This is a genomic window from Streptomyces ziwulingensis, from assembly GCF_039542605.1.
Lineage (GTDB): Bacteria > Actinomycetota > Actinomycetes > Streptomycetales > Streptomycetaceae > Streptomyces > Streptomyces ziwulingensis.
In genome coordinates this window covers 43,957-55,562 of the sequence record NZ_BAABIG010000022.1, presented here as the reverse complement: position 1 = coordinate 55,562, position 11,606 = coordinate 43,957, and the positions used below count along the sequence as shown (strand labels likewise).

The 11,606-nt window shown below is 72.2% G+C and carries 10 protein-coding genes; 5 read left to right on the top strand and 5 right to left on the bottom strand.

Annotation, left to right across the window (positions count from 1 at the left end; all coding sequences use genetic code 11):
- Window positions 1-150 precede the first annotated feature (150 nt).
- Window positions 151-1,200, top strand: coding sequence for a M23 family metallopeptidase (locus ABEB00_RS11310; protein ID WP_345619213.1), 1,050 nt, complete (start codon window positions 151-153; stop codon window positions 1,198-1,200).
- Between the two features lie 69 nt (window positions 1,201-1,269).
- Here ABEB00_RS11310 and ABEB00_RS11305 read toward each other — a convergent pair whose 3' ends face one another.
- The 3 genes from ABEB00_RS11305 to ABEB00_RS11295 form a co-directional block, all read right to left on the bottom strand.
- Window positions 1,270-2,157 (bottom strand): Cof-type HAD-IIB family hydrolase, encoded by an 888-nt coding sequence (locus ABEB00_RS11305; RefSeq protein ID WP_345619212.1) that lies wholly within the window; start codon window positions 2,155-2,157, stop codon window positions 1,270-1,272.
- A gap of 152 nt (window positions 2,158-2,309) precedes the next feature.
- A complete protein-coding gene (locus ABEB00_RS11300; protein WP_345619210.1) occupies window positions 2,310-3,212 on the bottom strand; it encodes an LLM class flavin-dependent oxidoreductase in 903 nt (300 codons plus the stop codon).
- A 237-nt stretch (window positions 3,213-3,449) separates the two neighbouring features.
- Window positions 3,450-5,216, bottom strand: a complete 1,767-nt coding sequence (locus tag ABEB00_RS11295; RefSeq protein ID WP_345619209.1) for an SDR family oxidoreductase — start codon at window positions 5,214-5,216, stop codon at window positions 3,450-3,452.
- A gap of 386 nt (window positions 5,217-5,602) precedes the next feature.
- On the opposite strand from ABEB00_RS11295, the gene ABEB00_RS11290 reads away from it, so the two are divergent.
- From ABEB00_RS11290 to ABEB00_RS11275, 4 genes are read left to right on the top strand one after another with little or no spacing between them, the layout of a single operon-like run.
- On the top strand, window positions 5,603-6,565 hold the full coding sequence (locus tag ABEB00_RS11290) for an ABC transporter ATP-binding protein (protein ID WP_345619660.1): 963 nt from the start codon (window positions 5,603-5,605) through the stop codon (window positions 6,563-6,565).
- A complete protein-coding gene (locus ABEB00_RS11285) occupies window positions 6,555-7,490 on the top strand; it encodes an ABC transporter permease (protein WP_345619208.1) in 936 nt (311 codons plus the stop codon). Before ABEB00_RS11290 ends, ABEB00_RS11285 begins: the two co-directional genes overlap by 11 nt.
- Complete coding sequence (locus ABEB00_RS11280; RefSeq protein WP_345619207.1) at window positions 7,487-8,398, top strand: ABC transporter ATP-binding protein; 912 nt, start codon at window positions 7,487-7,489, stop codon at window positions 8,396-8,398. Before ABEB00_RS11285 ends, ABEB00_RS11280 begins: the two co-directional genes overlap by 4 nt.
- An 11-nt stretch (window positions 8,399-8,409) precedes the next feature.
- Window positions 8,410-9,129 (top strand): ABC transporter permease, encoded by a 720-nt coding sequence (locus tag ABEB00_RS11275; RefSeq protein WP_345619206.1) that lies wholly within the window; start codon window positions 8,410-8,412, stop codon window positions 9,127-9,129.
- A 100-nt stretch (window positions 9,130-9,229) separates the two neighbouring features.
- Here the strand turns inward: ABEB00_RS11275 and ABEB00_RS11270 are convergent, their stop codons facing one another.
- On the bottom strand, window positions 9,230-10,045 hold the full coding sequence (locus ABEB00_RS11270; protein WP_345619205.1) for an HAD family hydrolase: 816 nt from the start codon (window positions 10,043-10,045) through the stop codon (window positions 9,230-9,232).
- A complete protein-coding gene (gene serS / locus ABEB00_RS11265; RefSeq protein WP_345619204.1) occupies window positions 10,042-11,319 on the bottom strand; it encodes a serine--tRNA ligase in 1,278 nt (425 codons plus the stop codon). The genes ABEB00_RS11270 and serS overlap by 4 nt, the downstream gene beginning before the upstream one ends.
- Between the last annotated feature and the right edge of the window lie 287 nt (window positions 11,320-11,606).

Below are 11,606 nucleotides of genomic sequence, written 5' to 3'. Positions count from 1 at the left end.
CTGACGGAAGAGGCTTGGTCCGGGCCGCCCGCGGCTCGCGGAGAGCGGGCGGCGCGGCGGACCGCGACGTGATCCATATGCAGCAACCGGTCCCCCGGGCGTATGCCTTCGACGTGACCGGAGGGCCTCGCACGGTCCACGATCACTGACATGCGCTCACCTCGCCGACTCCGCGGGCTCGTTCCGGCGCTGCTGTGCGCGCTCGCCGTGGTCGCGGCCCGCCCCGCCGATGTCACGGACGGGGAGTACGGCCCCGGCTCCGGGGCCGGCGCCGAGGTGGCGCGGCTCTACGGGGAGGCCGCCGTGGCGACACAGCGGTACGAGGACGGCATGCGGGAGGCCGAGGCGCGGCGGACCGAGGCGCGGCGGTACGAGGCGCTGCTGGACCGCCGGCGCCGGGAGATCGCCGTGCTCGACGAGGACCTGGGCCGGATCGCCCGCGCCCAGTACCGGGGCGGCGGGAATCTCCCGCTCACCGCGCGGATGATCCTCGCGGACGACCCGGACGAGCTGATGCGAGGACAGCGTGCGGTCCAGCGGGCGGGTCTCGCCGTCGACCACGCCCTCGCCCGGAGCCGGCGGGCCGAGGCACGGCTCGCCGCCGACGAGGCCGAGGCGCGGGCGGCCTGGCACGCGCTGGAGCGGCGCAACGCCGAACTGGCCGACCTCAGACGGGACATCCAGCACAAGCTGGAGGAGGCGGGCTCACGGTTGCGGGGCCGGGCGGCGGCCTCCGCCGCGGCCGGTCCCTGCCCCGGCGCGGTCCGCCTCGACCAGCCGGACGTGCGCTCCGGCCGGTCCTGGGTCGCGCCGGTGGAGGACTACGGCCTGTCCGCGTCGTTCGGCAGCGGAGGAAGCCGGTGGGCCGGACGGCACACCGGACAGGACTTCGCGGTGCCGCTGGGCACGCCGGTGCGTGCCGTGGGCGCCGGCCGGGTGGTGAAGGTGTCCTGCGGCGGCGCCTTCGGCGTCCAGGTGGTCCTCCGGCACGCGGGCGGCTACTACACGCAGTACGCCCATCTCGACTCGGTCGCCGTCGACCAGGGCGAGAGCGTCGCGCCCGGACAGTGGATCGGGCGGTCGGGCAGCACCGGCAACTCGACCGGTCCCCACCTGCACTTCGAGGTACGGATCACCCCGGAGGCGGGGTCGGCGCTGAACCCGATGCCGTGGCTGGCCCAGCGAGGCGTGACGGCCTGACCGGCGCCAGGTGCCGGGTGCCGGGTGCCGAGTGACGGGAGCCGGGTGCCAGACGCCAGACGCCAGGCGTCAGGCGAGCCGCGCCAGCATCCGTTCGATCACGACCGCGACCCCGTCGTCGTTGTTGGCGACCGTCCGCCCGGAGGCGGCGGCGACCACGTCCGGGTGGGCGTTGCCCATCGCGTACGACTGTCCCGCCCAGGTGAGCATCTCCACGTCGTTCGGCATGTCCCCGAAGGCGACGACCTCCTCGTGCGAGATGCCGCGCTCGGCACAGCACAGGGCGAGCGTGCTGGCCTTGGAGACCTCCGGGCCGCTGATCTCCAGCAGGGCGCTGGGACTGGACCGGGTGACATTGGCGCGGTCGCCCACGGCTAGCCGGGCCAGGGTGAGGAAGGCGTCGGGGTCCATGTCGGGGTGGTAGGCGAGAATCTTCAGCACCGGCTGTTCGGGGGCGGGCCCGTCCGGACCGAGGAGTTCCTCGGCGGACAGCAGGACGTCGGGGACCTCCAGGTGCAGCTTCGGATACTCCGGTTCCTGGTTGAAGCCGTAGGTCTGCTCGACCGCGTACACCGTGCCGGGCGCCGCCTCGCGCAGCAGCCGTACGGTCTCCAGGGCGTTCCCCCGGGGCAGCTCCCGCACCTTGACGAACCGGTGGGCGCCGGGGCCGCCGTGCAGATCGACCACCGCCGCGCCGTTGCCGCAGATGGCGAGGCCGTGTCCGTGGACATGGGCGCTGACCACGTCCATCCACCGGGCGGGGCGCCCGGTCACGAAGAACACCTCGATGCCCGCCTCCTCGGCGGCGGCCAGCGCGGCGACCGTACGCGGGGAGACCGACTTGTCGTCGCGCAGCAGCGTGCCGTCGAGGTCGGTGGCGATCAGTCGCGGACGAGCGGCGGCGGCCGGGGGCTGGGGCTGGCGAGTCGCTGAGGTCACCGGGTCATTGTCACGCATATGTCCGCACGTCCGTACGGGGCCCGCACATCTGTGAGCCACGGCTCTCATCCGCGCCGCGCCGCCCGTCCGTCCGGTCGTCCTGTCCGTCCGTCCGGTCCGTCCTGCCCGTCCGGTCCGGTCGCCCCGCCCGTCGTCCGGTGCGCGCCTCCTCAGACCAACTGGGCGGGGGCCTCCATCGCGATCCGCTCGAAGACCTTCTCGTCGGTGGCGAAGTCCGAGTCGGGGATCGGCCAGTGCAGGACGATCTCGGTGAACCCGAGGTCCCGGTGGCGTCCGGCGAAGTCCACGAACGCGTCCACGGACTCCAGTGGCCGGGACCGGTCCGGGGTGAAGCCGGTGAGCAGGACCTTGTCGAGTTCGGCCACGTCCCGGCCGATCTCGGCGCAGGCGTCCGTGAGCCTGCCGACCTGTCCGCGCAGCGCCCGGTCCGACTGCTCAGGTGTGCCCTTCTCGAAGAGCTTCGGATCGCCGGTGGTCACCCACGCCTGCCCGTGGAGCGCGGCCAGCCGCATCCCGCGGGGACCGGTGGCGGCCACCGCGAACGGCAGCCGGGGCCGCTGGACGCACCCGGGGATGTTCCGCGCCTCGTGGGCCGCGTAGTGGTCACCCTCGAACGAGACCGCGTCCTGCGTCAGCAGCCGGTCGAGCAGCGGCAGGAACTCGGCGAACCGGTCGGCGCGCTCGCGCGGGGTCCACGGCTCCTGGCCGAGCGCGGTGGCGTCGAAGCCCGTGCCGCCCGCTCCTATGCCCAGCGTGATCCGGCCGCCGGAGATGTCGTCGAGCGAGATCAGCTCCTTGGCGAGCGTCACCGGGTGCCGGAAGTTGGGCGAGGTCACCAGGGTGCCCAGGCGCAGCCGCTCGGTGGCGGCCGCCGCGGCGGTCAGGGTCGGCACCGCACCGAACCACGGGCCGTCCCGGAAGGTGCGCCAGGACAGGTGGTCGTAGGTGTACGCGGCGTGGAATCCGAGCTGTTCGGCCCGCGTCCAGGTCGAACGGCCGCCCTCGTGCCAGCGGAGGTACGGAAGGATCACGGTGCTCAGACGCAGACTCATGCCACAGACCCTAAGCGCCGCCGGGTGTTCCACGTGAAACAACCGCCCGTCCCTCAGCGCTGTTCGGGGGACGGGCGGACCGCAGACAGGGGCCGCGGAGAGCGGGCCGGGCCGGGGTGCCGAAAGAGATGCGCATCACGCGAACGATTGCCTGGCGGAGGTTTGGTCCACAGCCAAGTGCGGTTATCCACAGGCAAATTGACCTCTCCTGTGGAGAACCCGCGAGGACGGGTGCCCTCAGAGTGGTGGTTTCACCCTCGCCAGTGCCCGCAGCGCTCCCGGCGACAGGCGGGACAGGAGGCGGGCGCCGCGTGCCCCGGGTGTGACGGGGACGACGGCCCGGTTGCGCACCACCGCCTCCAGCACGGCGGCGGCGACCTTCTCCGGCGGACAGGCGCGCAGCCCGTAGAGCCGGGCGGCACGCCGCTGCCGCCGCTTCTCCTCCTCGGCGTCGACCCCGGTGAAGCGCGCGGCCGACGTGATCCCCGTGTCGACGAGGCCGGGGCAGACCGCCGTCACGCCGATGCCCCGCCCCGCCAGCTCCGCGCGCAGGCACTCGCTCAGCATCAGCACGGCGGCCTTGGAGGTGGCGTAGGCGGGCAGCGCCCGGGAGGGCTGGTACGCGGCGGCCGACGCGGTGTTCACGATGTGCCCGCCCTGGCCGCGCTCGGCCATCTGCCGTCCGAAGAGCCGGCAGCCGTGGATCACGCCCCACAGATTGACGTCGAGGACCCGGCGCCAGTCCTCGGGCGTGGTGTCGAGGAAGGGGCCGGACAGCCCGATCCCGGCGTTGTTCACCAGGACGTCCACCACGCCGTACGCCGTGGCGACCTTCTCCGCCAGCTTCTCCATCGCCTGCTCGTCACCGACGTCGGCGGTCTCGGCCCACGCCTCGGGTGCGCCGGCCGCCCGGCAGCGCCCGGCCGTGTCCGCCGCGGTCCCGCCGTCCCGGTCGACGCAGACCACCCGCGCGCCGGCCTCGGCGAACGCCAGCGCCGTGGCCCGCCCGATGCCGCTGCCGGCCCCGGTGACCAGCACGAGCTGCCCACCGAACCGTTCGGCGTACCTCCCGGGTGCCAACCTCGGCGCGACTCCCTGGCGTCCGCTCTCCACGGCCGTGACGAACTCCGTGATCCAGGTCGCGAGCAGGTCGGGCCGGGTGCGCGGGACCCAGTGCCCGGCGGGCAGGGTGCGCCGGGTCAGCCGTGGCGCCCACTGCTCCAGATCGTCGTAGAGCCGCTCGGAGAGGTACGCGTCCCCCAGCGGCGTGACGAGCTGGACCGGTACGTGGGCGTGGGCGTCGGGGCGCGGGTGGCGCAGCCGGGGGCGGATGTTGTCCCGGTACAGCCAGGCCCCGCGGGCCGCGTCGGACGGCAGGGAGGCGGTCGGGTAGTCGCCGGCCGGCACCTTCTCCAGGCGGCGCAGGATCGCGGGCCAGCGCTTGCCGAGCGGGCCGCGCCAGGCCAGTTCGGGCAGGACGGGGGTGTGCAGCGCGTACACGTACCAGGATTTGACGCCCTGGCCGAGGAGCTGTCCGGCCCGGCGCGGGGTGGGCCGCTTCAGACGCCGGGCGATCCAGTGCCCGAAGTGGTCGAGGGACGGTCCCGACATCGAGGTGAAGGACGCGATCCGCCCCTGGGCGCGCGCCGAGGTCACGAACTCCCAGGACTGCACCGAGCCCCAGTCGTGCCCGACCAGGTGCACCGGCCGCCCGGGACTGACCGCGTCCACGACGGCCAGGAAGTCGTCCATCAGCTTCTCCAGCGTGAACCCGCCACGCAGCGGCCGGGGTGCCGTCGACCGGCCGTGGCCGCGGACGTCGTACGCGACGACGTGGAAGCGGCCGGCGAGGTGGCCGGCCACCTCCGACCAGACCTCCTTGCTGTCCGGGTAGCCGTGGACGAGGACGACCGTCGGCCGCTCCGGGTCACCCAGTTCCGCCACGCACAGTTCGACCTCGCCCGCCCGCACGCGGCGCTCGCGCGCCCCTGCCAAACCCGTCACGTCTCTCCTCCGTCCCGCGGGTCCCCGCAGGGTCCCGCACGTCCCCAGCTCCCCGCACGTCGGCGTACTTCCCCGCACGACCCCGCACGACCCCGCACCACCTCGCACGCGTCCGCGCGCGTCCGCGCGTGTCACTCCGCGCACACCACTCCCCACGCGCCCCCGCGCACACCCCGCACGCGCCTTCGCGCATCGATGCGGTGCCGCCGAATGTCCCAGTTGTTAGACGGATCGTCAATAGGCCCGCGGCGACTCGGCGCGACCGCCCGCGCCGTAGCTCTCAGGCAGGGCACCCCTAAGGTCCCGTACGTCTGGAGTACGACCGAAGACGGCCCTCCGGGCTGACGACCGGCGTGGCCCGTGTCACTACCGTCGACGACGTGACTGTGATCGCGACCGAAAGCCTGAGCAAGCGGTTCCCCAGGGTGACCGCTCTTGACCGGCTCTCCGTGGACGTCGGGCCCGGTGTGACCGGGCTCGTCGGAGCCAACGGGGCCGGCAAGTCCACGCTCATCAAGATTCTGCTGGGGCTGTCCCCGGCCACCGAGGGCCGCGCCGAGGTGCTCGGCCTCGACGTCGCCACCCACGGCGCCGCCATCCGCGAGCGGGTCGGCTACATGCCGGAGCACGACTGCCTGCCGCCCGACGTCTCGGCCACCGAGTTCGTCGTGCACATGGCCCGGATGTCCGGCCTGCCGCCCACCGCCGCCCGCGAACGCACCGCGGACACGCTGCGCCACGTCGGCCTGTACGAGGAGCGCTACCGCCCCATCGGCGGCTACTCCACCGGCATGAAGCAGCGCGTCAAGCTCGCCCAGGCGCTCGTCCACGACCCGCGGCTCGTCCTCCTCGACGAGCCGACCAACGGCCTCGACCCGGTCGGCCGCGACGAGATGCTCGGCCTGATCCGCCGTATCCACACCGACTTCGGCATCTCGGTCCTGGTCACCTCGCACCTGCTGGGTGAACTGGAGCGCACCTGCGACCACGTGGTCGTGGTCGACGGCGGCAAGCTGCTGCGCTCCAGCTCCACCACGGACTTCACGCAGTCCACGGCCGTCCTCGCCATCGAGGTCACCGACACCGACACGCACCCGGACGGCACCCGCGCGGTCCGCGAGGCGCTCCAGGCGCGCGGGGTGACCGTCCAGGACGGCAGCGGCCTGCCCGGCGCCGGTCACGTCCTGCTGCTCACCGCCGCGGGCGAGGAGACGTACGACTTGGTCCGGGACGTGATCGCCGACCTCGGGCTCGGCCTGGTGCGCATGGAGCAGCGCCGGCATCACATCTCGGAGGTCTTCACGGACGACGACGCGGAACGGAAGGAGGCGGTCGGCCATGGCAACTGAGCAGCAGCAGCAACAGCAGCAGCAACAGCAGCCCCCAGCCCCCGCGGCGGGCGACCAGACCCGCATCCACAACATCGGCTACCGCACCTACGACGGCCCCCGCCTCGGCCGCGCCTACGCCCGCCGCTCGCTCTACTCGCAGTCCCTGCGCGGCGCCTACGGCCTCGGCCGCTCGGCCAGGTCCAAGGTGCTGCCGATGCTGCTGTTCGTCGTGATGTGCCTGCCCGCCGGGATCATGGTCGCCGTCGCCGTCGCCACCAAGGCGAAGGAACTGCCGGTCGACTACACGCGCTACGCGATCGTCCTCCAGGCCGTCATCAGCCTGTACGTCGCCTCCCAGGCACCCCAGTCGGTCTCGCGGGACCTGCGCTTCAAGACCGTGCCGCTGTACTTCTCGCGGCCCATCGAGACGGCCGACTACGTCCGCGCCAAGTACGCGGCGCTGGCCTCGGCGCTCTTCGTCCTCACCGCAGCTCCCCTGCTCGTGCTCTATGTGGGCGCACTGCTCGCCAAACTCGACTTCGCGGACCAGACCAAGGGGTTCGCCCAAGGACTCCTCTCCGTGGCACTGCTCTCGCTGCTCTTCGCCGGCCTCGGCCTGGTCGTCGCCTCGGTCACCCCGCGCCGCGGCTTCGGTATCGCGGCCGTCATCGCCGTCCTGACCATCACCTACGGCGCGGTCTCCACGCTGCAGGCCATCGCGGACGTACAGGACAGCTCCGGCGCCATCGCCTGGATCGGCCTGTTCTCGCCGATCACCCTGATCGACGGCGTGCAGTCGGCCTTCCTCGGCGCCACCTCCGCCTTCCCCGGCGCGGCCGGACCGGGCAACGGCGAGGGCGTCGTCTACGTCCTCGTCACACTGGGTCTGATCGCCGGCGCCTACGGCCTGCTGATGCGCCGCTACCGGAAGGTGGGACTGTGACCACGCTGAACATCGACCACGTCAGCCGCTGGTTCGGCAACGTCGTCGCCGTGAACGACGTCACCATGACGATCGGCCCCGGCGTCACCGGCCTCCTCGGCCCCAACGGCGCCGGCAAGTCCACCCTCATCAACATGATGGGCGGCTTCCTCGCCCCCTCCACCGGCACCGTCACCCTCGACGGCGAACCGGTCTGGCGCAACGAGGCCATCTACCGGCACATCGGCATCGTGCCCGAGCGCGAGGCGATGTACGACTTCCTCACCGGCCGCGAGTTCGTCCTCGCCAACGCCGAACTGCACGGCCTCGGCGCCCGCGCCGCCCAGACGGCGCTCGCCACCGTCGAGATGGAGTACGCGCAGGACCGCAAGATCGCCACGTACTCCAAGGGCATGCGCCAGCGCGTGAAGATGGCGAGCGCCCTGGTGCACAACCCCTCGCTGCTCCTGCTGGACGAGCCGTTCAACGGCATGGACCCGCGCCAGCGCATGCAGCTCATGGATCTGCTGCGCCGCATGGGCGACGAGGGCCGCACCGTGCTGTTCTCCTCGCACATCCTCGAAGAGGTCGAACAGCTCGCCTGGCACATCGAGGTCATCGTCGCCGGACGCCACGCGGCCAGCGGCGACTTCCGCAAGATCCGCCGCCTGATGACCGACCGGCCGCACCGCTACCTGGTCCGCTCCAGCGACGACCGGGCGCTCGCCGCCGCGCTCATCGCCGACCCGTCGACCTCCGGCATCGAGGTCGACCTCGCCGAGGGCGCCCTGCGCGTCCAGGCCGTCGACTTCGGCCGGTTCACGGCCCTGCTCCCCAAGGTCGCCCGCGACCACGGCATCCGGCTGCTCACGGTCTCGCCCTCCGACGAGTCCCTGGAGTCCGTCTTCTCGTATCTCGTCGCGGCGTAGGAGGCCGAACAATGTACGACCCCACAGTCGCCCGGCTCACCTACCGGGCCCTGCTCGGCCGCCGCCGGGCCCTCATCCTGGGCGTCCTGCCCCTGCTGCTCCTGGTCATCGCGGTCGTCGTGCGCGCCCTCACCGGGGCCGACGACCAGACGGCCTCGGACGTGCTCGGCGGGTTCGCGCTCGCCACCATGGTGCCGATCATCGGCGTCATCGCGGGCACCGGCGCCATCGGCCCCGAGATCGACGACGGCTCGGTGGTGTACCTGCTGTCCAAGCCGATCAAACGGCCGACCATCATCTTCACCAAGCTGATCGTCGCCATCGCGGTGACCATGGTCTTCTCCGCGGTGCCCACGCTGCTGGCCGGCCTGATCCTCAACGGCAACGGCCAGCAGATCGCCGTCGCCTACACGATCGCCGCGCTGGTCGCCTCGATCGCGTACGCCGCGCTCTTCCTGCTGCTCGGCACGGTGTCGCGGCACGCGGTGGTCTTCGGGCTGGTCTACGCGCTGGTCTGGGAGGCCCTGTTCGGCTCCCTGGTGCCCGGCGCCCGCACCCTCAGCGTCCAGCAGTGGTCCCTCGCCGTCGCCCAGAAGGTCGCCGACGGCGACCTGGTGACCTCCGACGTCGGCCTGCCGACCGCGACGGTGCTGCTGGTCCTGGTGACCGTGCTCGCCACCTGGTACGCCGGACAGAAACTGCGCACCCTCAAGCTCGCCGGGGAGGAGTGACGGCAGTCGGCCGGCACACCCCGTTTCGCCCTTTCGGAGAGTCCCTCACCCAAAGGGCGAAAGGCCGAGAGGGACTGACTTCCCACCCGGCGGCGGACGCTCAGCCGAGCAGCCGCTCCAGCACCACCGCGATACCGTCCTCGTCGTTCGTGGACGTCACCTCGTCCGCCACGGCCTTCAGTTCGGCGTGGGCGTTGGCCATCGCCACACCCCGCGCCGCCCAGCCGAACATGGAGATGTCGTTGGGCATGTCGCCGAAGGCGATGGTGTCCGCCGCCTTCAGCTTCAGCCGGCGGGCCGCCAGCGACAGACCCGTGGCCTTGGACAGGCCGAGGGGCAGCAGCTCCACTATCCCGGCGCCGGCCATGGTGACCGTGACGAAACCGCCCGCGGTACGCCGGGCCACCTCCGCCAGCTCGTCGTCGGACAGGGTCGGATGCTGGATGTAGATCTTGTTCAGCGGCGCCGACCAGAGGTCGGAGGCGTCGGTGAACGGGGTGGCCGGCAGGGAGCCGCCGACCGAGTACCCGGGTCCGACCAGCACCTCGCCCTCCAGCCCGTCACGGCTCGCCGCCAGGTACAGCGGGCCGGTCTCCGACTCGATCTTGGCCAGTGCCACCCCGGCGAGCTGCCGGTCGAGGGTGACCGAGGTCAGCAGCCGGTGCTCCCCGGCGTGGTAGACCTGCGCGCCCTGACCGCAGACGGCCAGCCCGTCGTAGCCCAGGTCGTCGAGGATGTGCCGGGTCCACGGGACCGCGCGGCCGGTGACGACGATGTGGGCCGCGCCCGCCGCGGTGGCCGCGGCGAGCGCGTCGCGGGTACGCCGCGAGACCGTGTCGTCGGAGCGCAGCAGCGTCCCGTCGAGGTCGGTCGCTATCAGGCGGTACGGAAGTCCCGCGCCGGGGGCGTCACTCACTTGGCCACCGGCTCCAGCACCTCACGGCCGCCCAGGTACGGGCGCAGCACCTCGGGCACCCGGACCGAACCGTCGGCCTGCTGGTGGTTCTCCAGGATCGCGACGATCGTGCGCGGCACGGCGCACAGGGTGCCGTTGAGCGTGGCCAGCGGACGCACCTTCTTCTCCTCGCGGACCCGGATCGACAGCCGCCGGGACTGGAACTCGGTGCAGTCCGAGGTCGAGGTCAGCTCGCGGTACTTGCCCTGGGTCGGGATCCACGCCTCGCAGTCGTACTTGCGCGCCGCCGAGGCACCCAGGTCGGCCGAGGCCACGTCGATGACGCGGAACGGCAGTTCGAGCGAGGTCAGCCACTGCTTCTCCCACTCCAGCAGGCGCTGGTGCTCGGCCCGCGCGTCCTCGGGGAGGACGTAGGAGAACATCTCCACCTTGTCGAACTGGTGTACGCGGAAGATGCCCTTGGTGTCCTTGCCGTGCGAGCCCGCCTCGCGGCGGAAGCAGGGCGAGAAACCGGCGTAGCGCAGCGGCAGCCGGTCGGCGTCGAGGATCTCGTCCATGTGGTACGCCGCCAGCGGCACCTCGGAGGTGCCGACCAGGTAAAGGTCGTCCTTGTCGAGGTGGTAGACGTCCTGGGCCGCCTGGCCGAGGAAACCGGTGCCGGCCATGGACTGCGGGCGTACCAGCGCCGGGGTGAGCATCGGGATGAAACCGGCCGCCGTGGCCTGCGCGATGGCCGCGTTGACCAGGGCCAGCTCCAGGAGCGCGCCGACACCGGTGAGGAAGTAGAAGCGGGAGCCGGAGACCTTGGCGCCGCGCTCGACGTCGATGGCGCCGAGCAACTGGCCCAGTTCCAGGTGGTCCCGGGGCTCGAAGCCCTCGGCGGCGAAGTCGCGGTGGGTGCCGTGCGTCTCCAGCGTGACGAAGTCCTCCTCGCCGCCGACGGGGACGTCGGGGTGGACGAGGTTGCCGAGGCGCTGGAGCAGCTCCTGGGTCTCGGTGTCGGCCGCGTCGCGCTCGGCGTCGGCCGCCTTGACGTCGGCGGCGAGCTGGCCGGCCCGCTTCAGCAGGTCCGCCTTCTCGTCGCCGGCGGCCTTGCCGATGAGCTTGCCGAGGCCCTTCTGCTCGGCGCGCAGCTCGTCGAAGCGGACGCCGGACGACCTGCGCCGCTCGTCGGCGGAGAGGAGGGAGTCGACGAGCGCGACGTCCTCTCCACGGGCGCGCTGGGAGGCGCGCACACGGTCGGGGTCCTCACGGAGCAGGCGAAGGTCAATCACATGGTCAAGGCTACCGGTGCGGGGTGACAGGGTTCGACTCACTATTGCCTTCGCACTGCCTCCGCACTGCCTCCGCACTGCCTTCGTGCTGCCTTCGCACTGCTTCCGCCTCGCTCGCCATGTGCCGGTGGCATGGCCGAGGCGTGCCTGAGGTATGTCCGCCGCGGATTTCGGCCGTCAACGAAAAGCTCCCCCGCCCTTGGAGCGAAGCGGGACGAGAGTGACCGATTGACCGTAAATCCTTGTGGAGAACGGGACTTGGGCGAGGCGTGCGGGCGGTGCTGTCC

Excerpts from the sequence above, each read along its gene's own strand:
- ABEB00_RS11310 (WP_345619213.1), top strand. The coding sequence starts at position 151 with ATGCGCTCACCTCGCCGACTCCGCGGGCTCGTTCCGGCGCTGCTGTGC.
- ABEB00_RS11305 (WP_345619212.1), bottom strand. The coding sequence starts at position 2,157 with ATGCGTGACAATGACCCGGTGACCTCAGCGACTCGCCAGCCCCAGCCC.
- ABEB00_RS11300 (WP_345619210.1), bottom strand. The coding sequence starts at position 3,212 with ATGAGTCTGCGTCTGAGCACCGTGATCCTTCCGTACCTCCGCTGGCAC.
- ABEB00_RS11285 (WP_345619208.1), top strand. The coding sequence starts at position 6,555 with ATGGCAACTGAGCAGCAGCAGCAACAGCAGCAGCAACAGCAGCCCCCA.
- ABEB00_RS11275 (WP_345619206.1), top strand. The coding sequence starts at position 8,410 with ATGTACGACCCCACAGTCGCCCGGCTCACCTACCGGGCCCTGCTCGGC.